The 18,266-nt window shown below is 60.3% G+C and carries 22 protein-coding genes; 11 read left to right on the top strand and 11 right to left on the bottom strand.

Features of this window, described 5'->3' with window-relative positions; genetic code table 11:
• Positions 1–7: 7 nt before the first annotated feature.
• The gene (locus tag ATK06_RS00210; RefSeq protein ID WP_048380292.1) at positions 8–328 is read right to left on the bottom strand and encodes a chorismate mutase; all 321 of its coding nucleotides are present in this window, start codon (positions 326–328) and stop codon (positions 8–10) included.
• Between the two features lie 53 nt (positions 329–381).
• On the opposite strand from ATK06_RS00210, the gene pcrA reads away from it, so the two are divergent.
• A complete protein-coding gene (gene pcrA, locus ATK06_RS00205) occupies positions 382–2,796 on the top strand; it encodes a DNA helicase PcrA (protein WP_098388622.1) in 2,415 nt (804 codons plus the stop codon).
• A 52-nt stretch (positions 2,797–2,848) separates the two neighbouring features.
• On the opposite strand, the gene ATK06_RS00200 is transcribed toward pcrA, so the two are convergent.
• Positions 2,849–3,553, bottom strand: coding sequence for a M23 family metallopeptidase (locus ATK06_RS00200; RefSeq protein WP_048380294.1), 705 nt, complete (start codon positions 3,551–3,553; stop codon positions 2,849–2,851).
• A 224-nt stretch (positions 3,554–3,777) separates the two neighbouring features.
• Here ATK06_RS00200 and ATK06_RS00195 point away from each other — a divergent pair, with 224 nt between their 5' ends.
• From ATK06_RS00195 to purH, 3 genes are read left to right on the top strand one after another with little or no spacing between them, the layout of a single operon-like run.
• Positions 3,778–5,079 (top strand): cell division protein PerM, encoded by a 1,302-nt coding sequence (locus ATK06_RS00195; RefSeq protein WP_143341363.1) that lies wholly within the window; start codon positions 3,778–3,780, stop codon positions 5,077–5,079.
• A gap of 1 nt (position 5,080) precedes the next feature.
• Positions 5,081–5,704, top strand: a complete 624-nt coding sequence (gene purN, locus ATK06_RS00190; RefSeq protein ID WP_048380298.1) for a phosphoribosylglycinamide formyltransferase — start codon at positions 5,081–5,083, stop codon at positions 5,702–5,704.
• Positions 5,691–7,265 (top strand): bifunctional phosphoribosylaminoimidazolecarboxamide formyltransferase/IMP cyclohydrolase, encoded by a 1,575-nt coding sequence (gene purH, locus ATK06_RS00185; protein ID WP_048380300.1) that lies wholly within the window; start codon positions 5,691–5,693, stop codon positions 7,263–7,265. Before purN ends, purH begins: the two co-directional genes overlap by 14 nt.
• 53 nt (positions 7,266–7,318) lie before the next feature.
• Here purH and ATK06_RS00180 read toward each other — a convergent pair whose 3' ends face one another.
• The 6 genes from ATK06_RS00180 to ATK06_RS00155 all read right to left on the bottom strand — a co-directional run bounded on the left by ATK06_RS00180 (position 7,319) and on the right by ATK06_RS00155 (position 10,965).
• Positions 7,319–7,993 (bottom strand): TetR/AcrR family transcriptional regulator, encoded by a 675-nt coding sequence (locus ATK06_RS00180; RefSeq protein WP_098388620.1) that lies wholly within the window; start codon positions 7,991–7,993, stop codon positions 7,319–7,321.
• 213 nt (positions 7,994–8,206) lie between these two features.
• Positions 8,207–8,455 (bottom strand): 30S ribosomal protein S18, encoded by a 249-nt coding sequence (gene rpsR, locus ATK06_RS00175; RefSeq protein ID WP_048380302.1) that lies wholly within the window; start codon positions 8,453–8,455, stop codon positions 8,207–8,209.
• A gap of 20 nt (positions 8,456–8,475) precedes the next feature.
• Positions 8,476–8,781 (bottom strand): 30S ribosomal protein S14, encoded by a 306-nt coding sequence (gene rpsN, locus ATK06_RS00170; RefSeq protein ID WP_048380304.1) that lies wholly within the window; start codon positions 8,779–8,781, stop codon positions 8,476–8,478.
• Positions 8,782–8,784: 3 nt separating this feature from the next.
• Positions 8,785–8,949, bottom strand: coding sequence for a 50S ribosomal protein L33 (gene rpmG / locus ATK06_RS00165; RefSeq protein ID WP_012359793.1), 165 nt, complete (start codon positions 8,947–8,949; stop codon positions 8,785–8,787).
• Positions 8,950–8,952: 3 nt separating this feature from the next.
• Positions 8,953–9,189 (bottom strand): 50S ribosomal protein L28, encoded by a 237-nt coding sequence (gene rpmB / locus ATK06_RS00160; protein ID WP_098388618.1) that lies wholly within the window; start codon positions 9,187–9,189, stop codon positions 8,953–8,955.
• Positions 9,190–9,330: 141 nt separating this feature from the next.
• The gene (locus ATK06_RS00155; protein WP_048380617.1) at positions 9,331–10,965 is read right to left on the bottom strand and encodes a SulP family inorganic anion transporter; all 1,635 of its coding nucleotides are present in this window, start codon (positions 10,963–10,965) and stop codon (positions 9,331–9,333) included.
• Positions 10,966–11,227: 262 nt separating this feature from the next.
• On the opposite strand from ATK06_RS00155, the gene ATK06_RS00150 reads away from it, so the two are divergent.
• From ATK06_RS00150 to ATK06_RS00120, 7 genes are all read left to right on the top strand, one after another.
• Positions 11,228–11,500, top strand: a complete 273-nt coding sequence (locus ATK06_RS00150) for a type B 50S ribosomal protein L31 (protein WP_048380308.1) — start codon at positions 11,228–11,230, stop codon at positions 11,498–11,500.
• Positions 11,501–11,530: 30 nt separating this feature from the next.
• On the top strand, positions 11,531–11,704 hold the full coding sequence (gene rpmF / locus ATK06_RS00145) for a 50S ribosomal protein L32 (protein WP_048380310.1): 174 nt from the start codon (positions 11,531–11,533) through the stop codon (positions 11,702–11,704).
• A gap of 214 nt (positions 11,705–11,918) precedes the next feature.
• Positions 11,919–12,614, top strand: a complete 696-nt coding sequence (locus tag ATK06_RS00140) for a response regulator transcription factor (RefSeq protein WP_048380312.1) — start codon at positions 11,919–11,921, stop codon at positions 12,612–12,614.
• Between the two features lie 21 nt (positions 12,615–12,635).
• Positions 12,636–14,237: a HAMP domain-containing sensor histidine kinase gene (locus ATK06_RS00135; RefSeq protein ID WP_098388617.1), complete on the top strand. Its 1,602-nt coding sequence runs from the start codon at positions 12,636–12,638 to the stop codon at positions 14,235–14,237.
• A gap of 90 nt (positions 14,238–14,327) precedes the next feature.
• Positions 14,328–15,530: a S1C family serine protease gene (locus ATK06_RS00130; protein ID WP_083986017.1), complete on the top strand. Its 1,203-nt coding sequence runs from the start codon at positions 14,328–14,330 to the stop codon at positions 15,528–15,530.
• Positions 15,531–15,591: 61 nt separating this feature from the next.
• A complete protein-coding gene (locus tag ATK06_RS00125; protein WP_048380314.1) occupies positions 15,592–16,173 on the top strand; it encodes a MogA/MoaB family molybdenum cofactor biosynthesis protein in 582 nt (193 codons plus the stop codon).
• 8 nt (positions 16,174–16,181) lie between these two features.
• Entirely contained in the window at positions 16,182–16,397 is a 216-nt protein-coding gene (locus ATK06_RS00120) for a hypothetical protein (RefSeq protein WP_048380315.1), read from the top strand.
• Between the two features lie 19 nt (positions 16,398–16,416).
• Here the strand turns inward: ATK06_RS00120 and mscL are convergent, their stop codons facing one another.
• From mscL to ATK06_RS00105, 3 genes are all read right to left on the bottom strand, one after another.
• On the bottom strand, positions 16,417–16,872 hold the full coding sequence (gene mscL, locus ATK06_RS00115) for a large conductance mechanosensitive channel protein MscL (RefSeq protein WP_098388615.1): 456 nt from the start codon (positions 16,870–16,872) through the stop codon (positions 16,417–16,419).
• Positions 16,873–16,981: 109 nt separating this feature from the next.
• Complete coding sequence (locus ATK06_RS00110; RefSeq protein WP_053072769.1) at positions 16,982–17,635, bottom strand: SAF domain-containing protein; 654 nt, start codon at positions 17,633–17,635, stop codon at positions 16,982–16,984.
• A 27-nt stretch (positions 17,636–17,662) separates the two neighbouring features.
• Positions 17,663–18,220 carry a 5-formyltetrahydrofolate cyclo-ligase gene (locus ATK06_RS00105; RefSeq protein WP_048380318.1) on the bottom strand — a complete coding sequence of 186 codons (558 nt, stop codon included), beginning with the start codon at positions 18,218–18,220 and terminating at the stop codon, positions 17,663–17,665.
• Positions 18,221–18,266: the final 46 nt, after the last annotated feature.

Here is an 18,266-nt window from a genome sequence, read left to right as displayed (position 1 = left end):
TACGAGTCTAACCAAGCGGGCCACGGCCCAGGCGCAGAAGGATCGCCGCCAAGCCGGGGCCCTCGGGGCCGAGTTCTTCACGGAATTGGTTAATGATGGCAACCTCGCGGGTGTGCACCAGGCGGGTCCCGCCCGAGGACATGCGGGTGCGTCCAATGGTTTGGGAAACCTTCGACCGGCGCTTAATAGCGTTAATAATCACTTTATCCAGCCGGTTGATTTCTTCACGGTACTGCTGAATCTCGGCGTCGGATAAGGGGTCATCGGTGCCCGAGGGGAAGCTCAGCTCCTGGTTATCCTGCTCGGTAGGGGTTGTTTCCTTTTCCATAGTTCTCTATCTTGCCACCTCTTGTCGAGGGCTGTTGGTAGGTTAGGGACATTATGGACAACGTCGCAGAAAATCCGTTTACTAACGACCCCGGAGCCGCGCTCGTCGCAGGCCTGAACCCCCAGCAACGCCAAGCTGTTGAACATATCGGCAGCCCGTTGCTTATCGTCGCCGGTGCTGGTTCCGGCAAAACCGCGGTGCTCACCCGGCGCATCGCCTATCTCATGCAGGTCAGGGGAGTGCACCCGGGCCAGATTTTGGCGATTACCTTTACTAACAAGGCCGCCGCGGAAATGCGCGAGCGCGTGACAACCCTCGTGGGGCCGGTGGCGCAGCGCATGTGGGTGGCCACGTTCCACTCGGTGTGTGTGCGAATCCTGCGCCAGCAGGCAGCACTGGTCCCGGGTTTGAATACGAACTTCACGATCTACGACGCCGACGATGCCCGTCGTCTGCTGTCCATGATCGCCAAAGACCACAACTTGGACTTGAAAAAGTTCACCGCGCGCACGTTGGCCAACGCGATTTCGAATCACAAAAATGAACTCACCTCCCCGCAGGAGGCATTGGCTGCAGCCGAAGCGACGCACAATCCTTTCGAAAGCACTGTCGCGCAGGTCTATGCCGAATATCAGAAGCGCCTGCGCCAGGCCAACGCCTTGGACTTCGATGACTTAATCGGCGAAGTGGTACGCATTTTCCGCGAGCACCCCCAGGTCGCGGACTATTACCGTCGCCGCTTCCGCCATGTGCTTATCGACGAATACCAGGACACCAACCACGCCCAGTACGAATTAGCCTCCACGCTCGTTGGCCGTGGCCCTGAGGCCTCTGAGTTGTGCGTGGTGGGCGACTCCGACCAGTCTATTTACGCCTTCCGCGGTGCCACGATCCGTAATATTGAGGAATTCGAGCGCGACTTCCCGAACGCCCAAACCATCGTCCTGGAGCAGAACTATCGTTCCACACAAACAATTTTGGACGCGGCTAACGCGGTCATCTCCCGCAACGAAAACCGGCGGGCGAAAAAACTATGGACGGCCCTCGGCGAAGGGGAGCAGATCACAGGCTACGTCGCCGACAACGAGCACGATGAGGCTCGCTACATAGCGTCCCAGATCGATGAACTCGCCGACGGCGGCATGTCCTATTCCGACATGGCGATCATGTACCGCACCAACAATTCCTCGCGCGCGATCGAAGATATTTTCATCCGCTCTGGTATCCCGTACAAAGTCGTCGGCGGTACGCGATTCTACGAGCGCATGGAGATCCGCGATCTCGTGGCTTACCTCAAAGTTTTGGCGAACCCTGAGGACACTGTTTCTTTACGACGGATCGTCAACACCCCGAAGCGCGGAATCGGGGACCGGGCGATTGCTATGGTCAACCTCCACGCCGAAAACCACGGCATCGGCTTCGGTGCAGCGCTACGCGACGCAGCCGCCGGCGAAGTCAACCTCCTCGGCACGCGCGGCCAGAAGGCCATCGGCGGTTTCGTTGCCATGATGGACGACATCCGTGCTGTCCAAGACGAACTCGTCCACGAAGACACTGGCCTGCCAGACTTAGGCGAACTGATTAACCACATCCTCGACGTGACCGGCTACCGTGCCCAGCTCGAGGCATCCAACGACCCGCAGGATGGCTCGCGCCTAGACAACTTAAATGAGTTGGTCTCCGTTGCCCGCGAGTTCACCACTGATGCGGCCCACCAGCTTGCCTACGCGGGCATGGACGGATCCGACGCGGTTGCCGCAGCCGCCGCAGAAGGGGAGCCCGAGCCCGGCAGCCTAAACGCGTTCTTGGAGCGCGTGTCCCTGGTTGCCGATGCGGACCAAATCCCGGACAGCGAACAAGGCGTGGTCACCCTCATGACGCTGCACACCGCGAAAGGTCTGGAATTCCCCGTCGTGTTCCTCATCGGGTGGGAGGACGGACAGTTCCCGCACCTGCGCGCACTCGGCGATCCCACGGAGCTTGCCGAAGAACGTCGCCTCGCCTACGTGGGTCTAACACGTGCACGTCAGCGGTTGTTCGTCACCCGCGCGATGGCTCGCTCCGCGTGGGGCAACACGGTTACTAACCCGGCATCGCGCTTCTTGGCCGATATCCCCGAACACTTAGTGAACTGGGAACGCGAAGAACCACAACCATCATGGTCTGACTCCTGGTCGAGCGGCTGGTCGGGTGCGTCTGCCCCGCGCTCTGATTCGTGGCAACATCCACAGTCCACTGGAGCTTCGCGTACCCGCACGCGCCGTGGTCCGCAGAAGTCTGCCGGCGGTACGCAGGCCGCGAAACTGAACCTAGCGGTTGGGGATAAGGTCAACCACGATAAGTACGGGGTGGGCACCGTGGTCGCGGTCGATGGCCTAGGTAAGCATTCCACAGTGACCATCGATTTTGGTTCGAAAGGGACCGTGCGCCTGATGCTTATCGGGAATGTGCCGATGGAGAAACTCTAGGGTAAGAAAAAAGGCTGGGTGCACAGTGCACCCAGCCTTTGTGTGAAATTTATTAGACGGTAATTCCGCGTTCTGCCAGCCACGGCAGGGGATCGATAGCGTCCCCACCGGCAGGGTGGACCTCAAAGTGCAGGTGCGTGCCGGTAGAGAAGCCCAGGTTACCCATGCCAGCGATCTTCTGGCCTGCGGTAACGGTCTGCCCGACGGTGACGTCGATGGTGGAGATGTGGCCGTACACGGTGACGGTGCCGTCTTCGTGTTGTACGCGGACCCACTGGCCGAACCCGGAGGCCGGACCGGCGTCGATAACAACGCCGTCAAGGACGGAGAGGATTGGGGTGCCTTCGGCGTTAGCGATGTCAATGCCCTTGTGGACGGTGCCCCAGCGTGCGCCGTAGCCGGAGGTGAAGGTGCCTTCTGCTGGCTTGACAGCCTTAGGGGCGCGGGCGGCGGCGTCGGCAGCCATGCGCTCATTGTTGCTTGCCACTGCGGTTGCGAGCTGCTGCTCGAGGCCAACTGCTGGCTTGAATTCGGAGATTGCCAGAATCTGCGGTGCGGCGTTGGAGCTCAGCGCTGCAGCGTCAGTGGCCAGTGCGATGTCGGTAGAAGGAGTTTCCGTAATTTGCGCTGCGGTCGCTCCGCCGATGCCTGCGGTGGAAACTGCTCCAGCAGCTGCCGCTACAAATGCCACGCGACCTTTCGCGGTTTGGGCAGAAGTAATCTTACGGTGCTTCCCCACAGCGTCCTTCTTCCTCATTCATTACAAACTTGTTCTCGAATTGTAACCAATTCGTTATCTCCGAGTTGTAACACTACTCAACGAATCCCGATGAGGCAAGCAGATGCTTAAAAATTCTCACGATATCGAGCAGCCCTGAGAATGTTACATCAGCCAATAGTCTCACGCAAGGCCCTGTGACCGGCAGTTTTTGCCGTGTCACAACCCGGCTCGCCGGGCGTTTCGTGGCAAAGTAGTCCGTGATGAGTACGTCGAAGAATACGAGGCCGGCGCGTAGTAGGCGTCGACAAGCGAATGTCCATGGTGCGGTGCCGGCAGAAACCCCGGCGGCTTCCGCCTCCCCGCGGCAGGGCCGGCCGGCGTCGTCGTGGAAGGCGTACCTGCGGGGCGCGGCGATGGTGCACGCGGTTCTCGTGCTGGTGGCTGTTGCCTGCGCGATGGCAATTCTCCTCCTGGCGGCGGAGAGCTTGGGAGATGTGGCCTCGGTCGCGGCCCAGCTGTGGCTGCTCATGAACGCGGCGCCAATTGTTATTGCAGAGATTCCGCTCGGCTTCGTGCCCCTGCTTCCCGCGGTCGGTGTGGTTGCGCTGGTCCAATCGCGTGTCCACGTTGCGGTCAAAGATCGGATTAGTTTGGCAGGGTTGGGTTCGCTGGCAGCGTTTATGCTCGCGCTTCCCCTGATCCTTACAGGCGTTGCGCTTGCAGTAGCGCAGCCGCCCGCTCCGGTGGTGCCGGCATTAGTGAATACTCTGCTCGTGCACGGAGGCGCGTTCATCATTGGTATGCGCGGGAAATTGTGGCGGGCACTCGCACGGCACGCGAACCTCCCTGTCGCTGCTGTCAACGCTGTGCGCAGCGGTGCGGCGGCAGTCGGCGGATTGGCCATCGCGGGGTGTGTGCTGTGGCTGGTGTGCGCGCTGGTTGCGTGGCCACGTCAACAGGAAATCTTTGCGGAGTTTTCGGGACCGGCAGCGGTTATCGGGATTCTCGTGGTGACAATCGCGTATCTGCCTAACGTGGCGGTCGGTGGCGCAGCCCTGCTCGCCGGCGGTGACGTCATGATCGGTAATGCACACGTCAGTCTTTTTTCTGCGGCTCTTGTGCCACTTCCTCCGCTGCCGATTTTCGCCGCGATCCCAGGTTCTGTGGCGCAGTGGGCTGTCGTGCTGCTCATCATCCCGGCGGCCATTGCCGGATATGCGGCGTACAAGGCGGCGCCGACCTGGTGGGAAGCTCTGATCGCTGGGGCCGGCGCAGCGGTGACCGCAGCGTGGGCGCTGCACCTCGCGGGCGGCACGATGGGTGCCTACGGGTACACCGGCCCAGACGTGTGGCTCAGTGCGGGGGTCATCGGCGTGTGGGTGGCCGGCATGGGCCTGGGATTGTCACTGGTTATTACGCTCCAGCAGCGTCGCGGCGTGGAGCCAGAATCCGCGATGGATACTGAAGAGGCGGAAGTGGAGGTCAGCGAGGACGTCGATAAGCATGATGAGGAGCCCGCCGATACCCCCGACGAGGGGGGTGAGGATCAGCAACAGGGCTAAGATGCTTGACGTGGCACTTCAACACGCTGATACACCACTGAACATTGCGGTCCTCGTTTCAGGTACGGGGACACTTTTGCAAGCAATTATCGACGGCCAAGGTGACCACTACCGTGTGGTTCACGTCTTCGCCGACACCGCCTGCCCGGCGGTAGAACGCGCGCAGCGCGCAGGAATCCCAGCTACCGTCGTGCCGCTGGAACGCGGGGGCGACCGGGACGCATGGAACAAAGAATTAACGCATCAGGTGCACGAATGTGCCCCTGATGTTGTCGTTTCTGCAGGCTTTATGCGGATCCTTGGGGAAGAGTTTGTCCGCACGTTCGCTGGGCGCGCAATCAACACGCACCCGGCCCTATTGCCGGCTTTTCCTGGTGCCCATGCAGTCCGCGATGCGCTGGCGTATGGCGTCAAAGTCACGGGCAGTACTGTCCACTACATCGACGCGGGCGTGGATACCGGCCAGATTATTGCGCAGCGGCCCGTTCCTGTTCACGCCGGTGAATCAGAAGCTGAAGTCCACGAACGGATCAAAGTAGAAGAACGTGAATTAATCGTTGAGGTGCTGCGTCACGCGGACCTCAGCACTGGAGGAAAGGTGACATTTGCGTATGACGGACAATAACGCACGCATCCCTGTTAAGCGGGCGCTGGTGAGCGTCTTCGATAAGACTGGCCTGCCGGAGTTTGCTCGCGCGCTTCACGACGCCGGCGTGGAAATCGTCTCCACCGGCTCCACCGCACAGACTATTGCCGACGCCGGCGTGCCCGTCACGCCCGTGGAAAAAGTTACCGGATTCCCCGAATGCCTCGACGGTCGCGTCAAGACGCTGCACCCGAAAATTCACGGCGGCATCCTCGCCGACCAGACGAACGCGCAGCATGTGGAAGAGATCCGGGAACTCGATGTCGAGCCGTTCGAACTCGTCGTCGTGAACCTTTACCCATTTAGCGAAACCGTAGCCTCCGGTGCGTCCTACGCGGATTGCATCGAAAAGATTGACATCGGAGGCCCGACCATGGTGCGCGCAGCGGCGAAGAACCATTCCTCCGTGGCAATCGTCGTTTCCCCAGCAAATTACCAGGCGGCCGCCGAGGCCGTGGCAGCCGGTGGTTTCACTCACGAGCAGCGCGTCCACCTGGCGACAGAGGCTTTCCGCCACACCGCCTCCTACGACATTGCTGTAGCAACGTGGATGGGCCAGCAGGACACCGCCACCGAAGGCGCCTCGCCGTGGGTTGGGCATTCCTACGAACTTGCTCACGAGCTGCGTTACGGCGAGAACCCACATCAGAAGGCTGCGCTGTACGTCGATCCTTCGGTCAAGGGGCTGGCGTCTGCCACCCAGCACGGTGGCAAGGAGATGAGCTACAACAACTACCAGGACGCCGACGCCGCGTGGCGCGCTGCCTGGGATCACGAGGACCCGGCAGTGGCGATCATCAAGCACGCGAATCCGTGCGGCATCGCCGTGGGTTCCGACATCGCTGCAGCGCACCTGGCGGCCCATGCATGTGATCCGATGAGCGCCTACGGTGGAGTCATCGCCGCGAACCGTCCCGTCAGCGTGGAGATGGCCCAGCAGGTCCGCCCAATCTTCACCGAGGTCATCATCGCCCCCGGTTACGAAGACGGCGCGCTCGAGGTGCTGCAGGAGAAGAAAAACCTGCGCATCCTCGAGGCGCCTGCTCCGGAACGCGTGGGCAAGGAGACCCGCGCAATTAACGGTGGCCTCCTGGTCCAGGACCGCGACGTACTCGACGCTTCCGGTGATAACCCAGCGAATTGGACCCTGGCCGCCGGAGAAGCTGCCGACGACGCCACCCTCGCCGACCTCGCCTTCGCGTGGAAGGCCGTGCGCGCGGTCAAGTCCAACGCAATCGTGCTCGCAACCGGTGGCGCGACCGTGGGCGCCGGCATGGGCCAGGTCAACCGCGTGGACTCGGCCAAGCTTGCCGTTGAGCGCGCCAACACGCTTGGCGACGGAGCCGAACGCGCCCGCGGCGCAGTCGCCGCATCGGACGCCTTCTTCCCATTCGCGGACGGTTTCCAAGTCCTTGCGGACGCCGGAGTCAAAGCCGTGGTCCAGCCCGGTGGCTCTATTCGTGACGAAGAAGTCATTGAGGCCGCGAAGGCTGCAGGCGTGACCATGTACTTAACCGGGGAGCGTCACTTCTTCCACTAGTATTCGGTAACACGAACGCCGCCACAACCTGTGGCGGCGTTTTTGCGTTGTGCTTACTTTTCCTTGCGTTCCAACTCCGCTAGGAGCGCTAGCGTGACAGGCTCGCGGTCCTCAGGCTTCTCGGCATGCAGGACATCGAGGGCAGCATCGGCCACGATCCGGGCTTCCTTAGGCAGCGAGTCCGGGCGCAGAACACGCGGCACAGTCCCAGAGTTTGGACGCATGGCCGTTACAGACACCGCAAGCTGGAAGGGGAGTGTACGCCGCAGGTCCCATTCGCCGACGATGCGGGCAGAAATATTCTCAAACTCTTCCCGCATGCGCTTGCGTAGTTGATGGAATTCGGCGAATTCCTCGGTGTACGCGGTGGGGATGGAATACAGTTGGCCAACGTTCCAGCGGGTAGATAAAAGCTGGCGTGCTTCAGACGCCACGAGAGTCCACAGTTTTTGTTCATCGGAAAGGTCCGACTCGCGCAAGGCGCGCGAAAGGTCGCGTGCCGGTTGCATAGTGGTTTTCAGTAACGTCAGCAGGAGGGCTGATTTCGATGGGAAGTAGTAGTACATCGATGCCTGGCGTACGCCCGCCACTTCCGCGATCTCGTGCGTCGAAGTCATGGCGTAGCCCTGGGTGGTAAACAGCTCAGTTGCTGCGTCCATGATGAGTTCGCGAGTGTTTGTAGACTTATTGGTCTTATCCACGCGAGGACGGCCGACGTTGCGCGCCATGTACGCCTCCTTGGCACATAAAAATAAGCGAGGTTGCCGTAACCGTGCGCAACCTTTCTCAGCCATATTAGTCCGCTGTAATAGGTGTGCGCACATTGAGTATGAAAAAGCCGGCCATGCGGTTCACATGGCCGGCCTTAAAGATTCTTTTACCGTTTCACACGGGGTTCAGCGGCAAAAGTGCGCTGTTGAATGCGTCCCAGTTGCTAGTGTTTAGCGGCTGGTGAACGGCAGGAGTGCCATCTCGCGTGCGTTCTTCACGGCGGTGGCGACCTCGCGCTGCTGCTTCGGGGTCAGGCCCGTGACGCGGCGCGAACGAATCTTGTGACGATCAGAGATGAACTGACGAAGGGTGTTGATGTCCTTGTAGTCCACCTTCTCAATACCTGCTACCTTGAGCGGGTTCTTCTTGGGGCGACGGCTCTGCTCAACGCGAGCGCGACGTGCGTTGTTACGCTTCATTTGTGTAGCTCAACTCCCTCTTACCAGCTGGACTTACGGACACCGGGAAGCTCACCGCGGTGAGCCATCTCGCGCATGCGAACACGCGACAGGCCGAACTTGCGGAGGTAACCGCGTGGACGACCATCGTGGGAGTCACGGTTGCGGACGCGAACTGGGGAAGCGTCGCGAGGCTGACGGTTCAGCTCGAACTGCGCATCCAGACGGTCCTCGTCAGAGGTGTTTGGGTTCTTGATGATTGCCTTGAGCTCGTTACGACGCTCCGCGTAGCGGGCGACGATTTCCTTACGCTGCTCGTTCTTGGCGATCTTAGACTTCTTAGCCATAAATTATCGCTCCTCGCGGAATTCGACGTGCTTGCGGGCGACCGGATCGTACTTCTTCAAGGTGATGCGATCTGGGTTGTTCCGCTTGTTCTTACGGGTGACGTAGGTGTAACCAGTGCCAGCCGTAGACTTCAGCTTGATGATTGGGCGAATATCGTTACGTGCCATCTTTTAGATCTTCTCCCCACGTGCGCGAATCTTTGCAACCACGGACTCGATGCCATCGCGGTCGATGACCTTGAGGCCCTTGGTGGATACGTTCAGGGTGATGGTACGGCCCTCAGAGGGCAGGTAGAACCGACGACGCTGAATGTTGGGGTTCCAACGACGCGACGTGCGGCGGTGCGAGTGCGAGACTTGCTTGCCAAAAGATGGCTTGCGTCCCGTTACCTGGCAAAATGCCGACATGGGTTTAACTTTCTCCTAGCCGCCCACGTCATGCTCACTGCGCTCACAGTTAGCCGGTACGTGAATGTGGCTGGTTGGAGCTGTGCAGTGCCTAGCAAACGGGGCGTAGACGATTGATTTCGACAACAGCAAGGAAACACCTTACATGTTTTTGCCTTGATGTCCTAATTTTGCGTTAACTTTTCGTGCTTCCGCGACGGCTTCGGCCGCATCGTAGAAGACGGCGTCAGGGGAGAGGGCTTTGGTGGCGTGCGTGGCTTGCCTTAATAATGTGCGGTGTTCGGGCCGGGTGCCCACTAGAAAGACTGTGGTGTTTTGGGTCCGGAGGTCGTCGATAAGCTCGGCGAGGGTCGTTGCGCCGGTGGAATCGATGAGGTTGACGTCGGAAAGCTTGATGATAGCCACCGTGACAGCCGCAGTATCAGCGATTGTCAGGGAGATGCGCTCTGCAGCCCCAAAGAATAGTGCGCCGTGGATGGTAAATAGGGCAATCTTTTCATCGCCGGGTTGTGCGGTGCCGGGGAGGGCGCGGCGTTCGATGCGTGCGTCCTGGCTCAGCCTGCGTAGCAGAAGCAGCGCCGCCGCGCCTATGCCGACCAAGACCGCCACGACGAGGTCCACGGACACTGTAATAACGGCGGTTAAGAGGAAGATAGCGGCGTCGGAACGGCTCATTGAAAACGCATGACGCAACGCTTCAAGGGACACCATGCGTGCTGCCGTCACCATGAGCACACCGGCCAGTGCAGCCAGTGGAATAACACTCACGACGGGCGCAGCAACTAGCACGACGAGGAGTAAAAACACTGCGTGAATGATGGCTGCGCATCGGGTTTGCGCGCCCGCGCGGACGTTCACCGCAGTGCGGGCTATCGCTCCGGTGGCGGGCATGCCTCCGAAAAAGCCGGCAGCCAGGCTGGCTAACCCTTGTCCCCACAATTCGCGGTCCGCGTTGACGGGCCCGGTGGGGGCCATGGAGGCGGCGACCCGCGCTGATAATAAGGACTCGATTGCCGCCAGCGCAGCTACGGCGCAGGCGGGTCCGGCTAATTCGGCGAGCAAGGTCGCGTCCATTGCCGGGGCGTGCGGGGCTGGCAGTGTGCGCGGTAACTGGCCAATCGTTTCTAAAGGCACGGCGAAGACGGTAGCGACCACAGTAATAACAACAATCGCTGCGAAAGAAGCGGGAACCCGTGGAGCCACCCGCTGCAACACCACCATGATTGCTACCACTGCCAGGGCTACGCCGAGGGGCAGTAGGGCTTGTGGCCAGTGCGCATGGGCAAGGCTGGAGGCTGCGGCGACGAGGGCATTGGTGTGTTCCGGGGTTTCTGGGTTGCCCAGCGCACCGGGGATTTGCTGGGCGAAAATGATCACCCCGATGCCTACCGAAAAGCCTTCGATGACGGGCCAGGGAATGTACGTGACGAGGCGACCGAGCCGAAGCACTCCGGCAAGAGCCACGATTGTGCCCGCCATGACGGACACGGTAGCGATTGCGTGTGCGCCATGTTCTGCCACTATGGGGGCTAGTACCACGACCATCGCGCCCGTAGGGCCAGAAACTTGTACATTGGAGCCGCCAAAAATGGCGGCGATACACCCCGCAACGATAGCGGTAATAAGGCCGGCTTCGGCTCCCACGCCCGAACTGGCGCCGAACGCCAGCGCTAAGGGCAGTGCCACGATACCTACTGTCAGTCCCGCTGTGAGGTCGGGTTTCCAGCTCGTTTTCAACGCGGGATAGTCGGCGCCAGATGGCATCAAAAATCGCACATGCTGCACGATATTCAGTGTGATTCACCTCATTTAGAAGAATTAATGCGCCCTTACCATAGCCAGAAGGTGCCTGGTTGTCCATTAAAAACGCCAGGTGGGCATGGTGTGGGGAGGTGGTCTATAGCCGTATTGCTTTTAGGGGCTGGGTCCTGTACTATCGATCGGGTTATTGTCCAAGAAACCCAACTCAGGCACGATTCACGCGGTGTAACCGCGTGGAAGCGACCTGAAGTATCAAACCTGAGGGAATTGAGTTTTTATGAAGAAGGATATCCATCCTGACTACCACCCGGTAGTCTTCCAGGATGCCGGTACTGGCCACAAGTTCCTGACCCGTTCCACCGCCACCTCGGACCGCACCGTTGAGTGGGAAGACGGCCAGGAATACCCACTGATCGTGGTTGACGTTACCGCTGAGTCCCACCCATTCTGGACCGGCGCACAGCGCGTCATGGACACCGCCGGCCGCGTCGAGCGCTTCCAGCAGCGCTACGGTGGCATGGCTCGTCGTCGCAAGAAGACTCAGAACTAAAGGCACAAGGGAAGGTAAGGAGGAAAGTTCATGGCAACTCCAAAGTTTAAGATGTCACGTGCGAACACCCGCATGCGTCGCTCCCAGTGGAAGGCTAACAATGCCGACCTGCAGGAAGTACGCATCGATGGGCAGAATGTCCGCATCCCTCGTCGCCTGGTCAAGGCTGCTCAGCTCGGTCTCATTGACGTCGAGGAATTCTAAAGTTTCCGCACTCTTTGTAGTGCAGTAAAACTTTAACCCGGTTGCAGTCTGTGCAGCCGGGTTCTTCCGTATGGGGCGGAGGGTGCGCGGAGGGGCGTCGATAAGCATTGGACACCCCTCTGGTGTACTTATATTTTTGTCGGTCTTGTAACCTGAGAAACAGAACCACTATTCGTGGTGGATCCTAAACTTATTTGATAGGCGGGAAACCTTGGTGAAGATTCTTGTCGTGGACGATGAACAGGCTGTTCGTGAATCGCTACGACGTTCCTTAGCTTTTAACGGGTACGACGTCCTCCTTGCGGTCGACGGCGAAGACGCCCTGACAACAATTCGCGACGAAAAACCGGACCTAACCATCCTGGACCTTATGATGTCTAAGGTCGACGGTCTTGAAGTCTGCCGCATCTTGCGGTCCTCCGGTTACGATCGTCCGATCCTGATTCTTACCGCGCGTGATGGCGTCGCCGAACGCGTCGCCGGCCTGGATGCTGGTGCCGACGACTACCTCCCCAAGCCGTTCGCGCTTGAGGAGCTGCTCGCCCGCGTGCGTTCACTGCTGCGCCGCACGAACCTTGAAATGCAAGGCCCCATCGAGCAGAGCACGAACCTTGAATTTGAGGACCTCACCCTCGATCTGGAGACCCGCGACGTTCGCCGCGGTAATCGCCAGATTAGCCTGACTCGTACAGAGTTTGCGCTGCTCAAGCTGCTCATGTCCAACCCGATGAAGGTGTTGTCGCGCGAGACGATCCTCCACGAGGTGTGGGGCCACGATTTCCCCACCTCCGGCAATGCCCTCGAGGTTTACATCGGTTACCTGCGTCGCAAGATGGAAGCCGGTGGGGAAAGCCGTCTCATTCACACCGTCCGCGGTGTCGGTTACGTACTGCGGGGGACCGCACCCTAAACCATCAGGGGTTAGCAGACAATGTCTTTGCTCTACAAGTTGTCATCCCGCAGTGATGAGGTCGGGGATGAAGAAATCACCGCCCCAGTACGCTGGCGCCTTTCGCTGATCACCGGCGTATTAGTGGCTATCGCGGTGACGGCTGTGACGCTCGTCGCCTACCTGACCGTGGCGTTTTCACTCAACTCCGCCCAGGACAAGGATCTGGCCCGGGCGGTGGATTCCGTGATGGAATTTACTGACGACGCCGACTTCGTGGAAAATCTGCCCGCCGAAGTGCAACGATTTAAGGCGTACAACCCGGACACCAGAATCGCCATCACACCTCCCGGCTGGACCTTGTCCGTCGGTGATCCGATTCCTACCGGCGCAGACATCATGACTCCGCGTGACGACGACCAGATCACCGCGCACACCGTCGGTTCCGAACGCATCGCAGGCCGCACCAACATGGACGGTGCGACCGTCGTGATGGCAAAATCTCTGCACAGTCAGCATTCGGCGCTGGCAGCGCTGGGACTCGTGCTCCTAGCCGTGTCCGTGCTGGGTGTGATCGTCGCGGTGATCCTGGGCATCGTGGTGTCGAATGTGACGGTCCGGCCCTTCTCCCGCCTGCAACGAGCAATTGACAACGTGACGCGCACCGATTTGCTGCGCCCGATTCCGGTCAGCGGCGACGATGAAGTTGCCCGCCTGACGCGCAGCTTTAATGCCATGATGAGCGCGCTACAGGAATCCCGTGTCCGACAATCAGCACTCGTCGCCGACGCCGGGCACGAACTGCGCACACCACTGACCTCCCTGCGCACCAATGTGGAGTTGCTACTCGCGGTGACGAGCCAGGTGGAAAGCCCGCACTTTAGTAACTCGGACCGGCGTGACTTGGAGCGCGACGTCGTGGCGCAGCTCGACGAATTTTCCACTCTCATCGGCGACCTAGTGGATTTGGCCCGCTCCGACGACGCCGAGTCCTTCGATGAGGTCCTCGAACTTCCCGAGGTCGTGGAAGTTGCCGTGGAGCGCGTGCAGCGGCGTCGCACCGACGTCACATTCGACGTGCAGGTCGAACCGTGGGCTCTGATCGGCAGCAGTTTCACGTTGGGGCGCGCTATCGTGAACTTGCTCGACAATGCAACGAAATGGTCGCCGGAGAACGGGGTTGTCACTGTTCGCACCCACGTCGTAGACCCCAACACGATAGAGCTGACCATCGCCGACCAAGGGCCGGGTATCCCGGAGTCAGAACGCGGGAAGGTTTTCGAACGGTTCTATCGCGCTGTTACGGAGCGTTCGGCCCCCGGCTCGGGCTTGGGGCTGGCGATCGTGCGGCGTGCGATCGTGAGCCATGGTGGTGCCGTGTGGGCGGACGAAGCCCCCGGCGGTGGAGCCTTGATGCGCGTGCGCCTTCCCGGCTTGATGGATGAGTCTGCCGTGCTTGCTGCACAAGGCCGCCCTGAACTGGCCGGGAAGTCGGACGGTTCCCCTGAACTGCTGAACGCAGAAGACCGTACCAGCTTGCCCGAGATGTTGAAGCGTTTCCGCCACGCGCAGGAGGCGTACGGTAAGAAAATTTCCGGTCCGGGTGGCGAGGATTCGCCAGCACCATCTGACGGCAGGCCATAACGTTTCTGTTTCCCGTCCTGAAGCAATTTATTCAGGAGATTTTGGCAAGCGTACAGGAAACGTTCAGTAAGTTTCGCCATACTGGAACGTATGACTTTTAATGAACCACGCGGCGAACAGAACAACGGCTGGGGGCACGTACATTCCCCTTACTCCGGAACGGAGACATTCACGCAGCCACCACAACCGGAACCTGAGCCCAAGAAGGAAACCAAGAAAGTCGGCCTGGGAACGGCGATCACGTTAGCGGTTGTCTCTGCGGTTGCAGCTGGCGGCATTACTGGTGTGTATGCGGTGAATCAGGGGCAGGATTCTTCGACAAGCTCCTTGCAGAATCCCAGCGTGGAAGGCGCGGCTTCGCAGGAAGCCCCGGACGGTTCGGTGGAGAAGGTTGCGGCCGCGGTGCTGCCGTCGGTGGTGTCGATTCAGGTTGCTACCAACAATGGTGTGGCCAGCGGGTCGGGCTCAATTATTAGTTCCGACGGCTACGTGCTCACCAACCACCACGTGGTCGGATCCGCGGCCTCTGACAACGCGCAGATGCAGGTGACGCTGAATAACGGGCAATCATTTCCCGCGACGTACGTGGCCTCTGACCCCGCCACCGACATCGGTGTTATCAAAATTGAGGGCGTCACCGACCTTCCCGTGATGCAATTCGGCGACTCTGATCAACTCAACGTGGGCCAGTCCGTCGTGGCTATTGGTTCGCCGCTGGGCTTGTCCTCGACCGTGACAACCGGCATTGTGTCCGCGCTGAATCGCCCGGTCCGTGCCTCTGACCGGGGTGGGGAATCTTCGCTTATCGACGCTATCCAGACCGATGCGGCCATCAACCCAGGTAATTCCGGCGGTCCGCTCGTCGATATGCAGGGCAACCTGATCGGTATGAACTCCGTGATCGCGTCATTGTCCGGCGGAGATACTGGCGGTTCGATTGGTTTGGGCTTTGCTATTCCAGCTAACTTTGCCAAGCGCGTGGCTACGCAGCTGATTGAAAACGGTGAAGCCACCCAGCCGATGCTCGGCGTCCAAGTTATGGCCGGTGGCGCGGTAGCAAGCCTAGCCGATGGCGCAGTTGTTGCACGCGTCGAACCGGGCAGCCCCGCTGCGGAAGCTGGTCTGCAGCGCGGTGACACAATCGTGCGCATGAACGACCGCATCATCGACTCCGCTGATGCGCTTATTGCCGCCACCCGCTCCCACGATTTCGGCGAAACCGTGACACTGCAGGTCAAGGCACCGGATTCGGAGGAAATCCGGGAGGTAGAGGTTACGCTTTCGACCGAGTAAGTTTAGAGAAAACGTTTCCATTCCTCTTTTACTGTGATGCTGCAGAAAGGCCCTGCCACTTATGAGCACCTACGACTACGAGCTCGAACGATCACGTTCGTTGCCCGAGAACTTGGAACCCGACACCAAAACCCTGCTCGCCGCTGAGCGTGAGGAACAGCTCAAGCCCCGCCGCCGTGCGCTGGTTGTCCTCGTCGCCGACCATACGCTCGCGTCCGGCCCGAACACCGACGCGTTGCTGTCCGAGCTGCTCAACGAGGCCGACTTCTTTGTCGACGGCGTGGTGCAAGTGAAGTCCAAGAAGTCGCAGATCCGCAAAGCTATTGAGACGGGCGTTGTCGGTGGTGTTGACTTGGTTGTGACCGTCGGTGGTACTGGTGTTGGCCCACGCGACAAGACCCCCGAAGCAACGCGCTCTATTTTGGACCAGTTTGTCCCCGGTATTGGCCAGGCATTGCGCTCCAGCGGCCTAGGCTGCGGATCCGTGGAGGCCGCAACGTCGCGTGGTATCGCAGGCGTGTCCGGGCAGACGGTGGTTGTGAACTTGGCGCCAACGCGCGCCGCCATCCGTGACGGTATGGCTACATTGACCCCACTGGTCCACCACTTAATCGACGAGCTTCAGCGCTATTCGCTGCACTAAGGAGAAGAATGGCTGATACGCCACGCACCCGGCGTCACCGGCGGCGCGTGCAGAGGACTTCGCCGGCTGCCGATTATGATCGCACCGCGGACACCCCCTGGCAGGGCCTGAACTCTGCGGACGGCGAACGTGTAGTCGTGCTTGACGACGACACCACCCCCGACGACCCCCAAACCACCGAAGAGTTCCTCCGCTCAGAGCGGCCCCCGCACTACGGTGGTTAACCCCCGTCAGGCCTAGCTCCTAGTTGGTAGCTGGGCCTTCGTTCTTGTTCTGCAGGCGTGCAGCCGCGGAAGGGTTCTTGCGCAGCTCTTCGAGGATTTCGGACAGCAGGTTTGCCTCAAGCGATGCTGGTTCATCTTCGGGGGCTTCCTCAACGCCCTTGCGCTTTGCCTGCAGTTCGTTGAGCTTGTTCATCGGCATGATGAGCAGGAAGTACACGACTGCTGCGATAATCAGGAAGTTAATCGCGGCGGTAATAACGGCGCCGAAGTCAATGAAGGTGGCGTCATTACCTGGGCGAATGTGGGAGCCCAGGCCGGAAACGTCCGGGCTGGAACCCAGGGAGGCGACCAACGGGTTAACGATGTTGTCGGTAAACGATGTCACGATCGCGGTGAACGCTGCACCAATAACCACAGCGACAGACAGTTCGATGACATTGCCGCGCAGAATGAAGTCGCGGAAACCCTTAAGCATGGATGTGTGTTCCTTTCGTAATTGCAAGACAGGGAAAAGTACTCCGAGGAATGTAGTACAACTTATTCGTCTACGCCTAAAAACATACCCTCCGGGAAAGTGGCACGTCCTAACGTGTTTGCTTAATCACAATTGTCAGTGGATTTGACGTAGCGGCGGCCGCAATCCGCACGGCTTCAGCTGGGGCGACAGCAACCACAACTGTGGCCGCGGAACTGCTTCGTTCGGACCGTGCAGAGCTCTCCACGGAAGGTAGGGCGACACGGGCGCTCTCCGCGAGTATTTCGGGTGGCCCTCCGTCACGGGCAGCGGCGATGACCGTAACGGTATCGCCGTGGCGGACCAGCGCGGCGACGTCGGGGGAATGGACTGTAACGGGAACCAGCGTCGCGCCCTCGCCGGCAAGCCCGGCCGCGCTCAACGGATGGAGAACGCGCCCGGGCGTCATGACTTCGCCGGCAGAAATGGGGGCGACTGCAGCATCGGCGGTGGCGGGATCGAATTCCGCAGCGGCCGCGGGAACAGCGTCCGAAGGCAGGTGGCGCGTACGAAAGTCGTCAACGCCAAGCGGCGTTCCCGCGGGGATATCTCGTGCAGCGACATAGACGGCGACCGTGTCGCGGTCGGGGGTAACCGCCAAGGCAAGCGCTACCGCAACCAGCGCTACTGCGACAACGCGGTGGATGAATACGCGCCGCTGCCAGCTGGGTTGCCCGAGCAGCGCGCGCAAGGACGGCAATGAGGGTGAGGTGGAGGTGTTCACACCACCTTTAGACGCGGCGGCGGCCGGTTATGGTTCCAGGAGGGTGACGCCTTCGTCGGTAATCACGCCGCTGACCTGCATGTCGTGGGGTTCGGCGTTGAAGTCGACGGGGTATTCGTTGGAGTACACTACCGCGACGGCCCGCGGCGGGGTGGGGATGGCGGCCCAGGTGCGGTCATAGAATCCGCCCCCTTGTCCTAGCCTGTGGCCCTGCGCCCCCACGCCGAGGGAGGGCACAAGGACCAGATCGCACGTTTCTAAAAGAGAAGAAGGCAGCCGCTGCGAGTCTGGTTCGGAGATGCCTTGGTAGCCGGGCTTGAGGTACCCGGTGTCGAGTGCCCATTTCAGGGTGTCGCCGGGTAGGGCCACGGGAAGGTAGAGTTCAGCGCCCGTGGCGCGCAAGGCGGGAAGCAGTGCCTGGCCGCCGGGTTCGCCGTCGAGGGGGACGTAGGCGGCTACGCGTGGCCGTTCCATGCCCAGCTCAGCTATAAAGTTTGCGCAATGGGAGGAGAGGGTGGCGTCGGCAAGCGGGCGTGGGGTAGCGCGCAGTTGACGTAGCTCGGATCGGAGAGTGCTTTTATCCATAATCTATGCGGTGTCCTACTTTTCAACGTTCTAAGAGCGTGTGTAG

Source organism: Corynebacterium renale, from assembly GCF_002563965.1.
In the GTDB taxonomy this organism is placed as follows: Bacteria; Actinomycetota; Actinomycetes; order Mycobacteriales; family Mycobacteriaceae; genus Corynebacterium; species Corynebacterium renale.
Note: the sequence above shows the minus strand (reverse complement) of the source record. Positions and strands in the feature narration are given on the sequence as shown.

Coding starts and splice junctions, on each gene's coding strand:
- ATK06_RS00195 (WP_143341363.1), top strand. CDS start 3,778: ATGAGTACGTCGAAGAATACGAGGCCGGCGCGTAGTAGGCGTCGACAA.
- ATK06_RS00120 (WP_048380315.1), top strand. CDS start 16,182: ATGGCTGATACGCCACGCACCCGGCGTCACCGGCGGCGCGTGCAGAGG.
- ATK06_RS00125 (WP_048380314.1), top strand. CDS start 15,592: ATGAGCACCTACGACTACGAGCTCGAACGATCACGTTCGTTGCCCGAG.
- ATK06_RS00130 (WP_083986017.1), top strand. CDS start 14,328: ATGACTTTTAATGAACCACGCGGCGAACAGAACAACGGCTGGGGGCAC.
- rpsR (WP_048380302.1), bottom strand. CDS start 8,455: ATGAAGCGTAACAACGCACGTCGCGCTCGCGTTGAGCAGAGCCGTCGC.
- rpsN (WP_048380304.1), bottom strand. CDS start 8,781: ATGGCTAAGAAGTCTAAGATCGCCAAGAACGAGCAGCGTAAGGAAATC.
- mscL (WP_098388615.1), bottom strand. CDS start 16,872: ATGCTTAAGGGTTTCCGCGACTTCATTCTGCGCGGCAATGTCATCGAA.
- ATK06_RS00105 (WP_048380318.1), bottom strand. CDS start 18,220: ATGGATAAAAGCACTCTCCGATCCGAGCTACGTCAACTGCGCGCTACC.
- ATK06_RS00200 (WP_048380294.1), bottom strand. CDS start 3,553: ATGAGGAAGAAGGACGCTGTGGGGAAGCACCGTAAGATTACTTCTGCC.
- ATK06_RS00150 (WP_048380308.1), top strand. CDS start 11,228: ATGAAGAAGGATATCCATCCTGACTACCACCCGGTAGTCTTCCAGGAT.
- ATK06_RS00210 (WP_048380292.1), bottom strand. CDS start 328: ATGGAAAAGGAAACAACCCCTACCGAGCAGGATAACCAGGAGCTGAGC.
- purN (WP_048380298.1), top strand. CDS start 5,081: ATGCTTGACGTGGCACTTCAACACGCTGATACACCACTGAACATTGCG.
- rpmG (WP_012359793.1), bottom strand. CDS start 8,949: ATGGCACGTAACGATATTCGCCCAATCATCAAGCTGAAGTCTACGGCT.
- ATK06_RS00135 (WP_098388617.1), top strand. CDS start 12,636: ATGTCTTTGCTCTACAAGTTGTCATCCCGCAGTGATGAGGTCGGGGAT.
- ATK06_RS00180 (WP_098388620.1), bottom strand. CDS start 7,993: ATGGCGCGCAACGTCGGCCGTCCTCGCGTGGATAAGACCAATAAGTCT.
- rpmF (WP_048380310.1), top strand. CDS start 11,531: ATGGCAACTCCAAAGTTTAAGATGTCACGTGCGAACACCCGCATGCGT.
- purH (WP_048380300.1), top strand. CDS start 5,691: ATGACGGACAATAACGCACGCATCCCTGTTAAGCGGGCGCTGGTGAGC.
- rpmB (WP_098388618.1), bottom strand. CDS start 9,189: ATGTCGGCATTTTGCCAGGTAACGGGACGCAAGCCATCTTTTGGCAAG.
- pcrA (WP_098388622.1), top strand. CDS start 382: ATGGACAACGTCGCAGAAAATCCGTTTACTAACGACCCCGGAGCCGCG.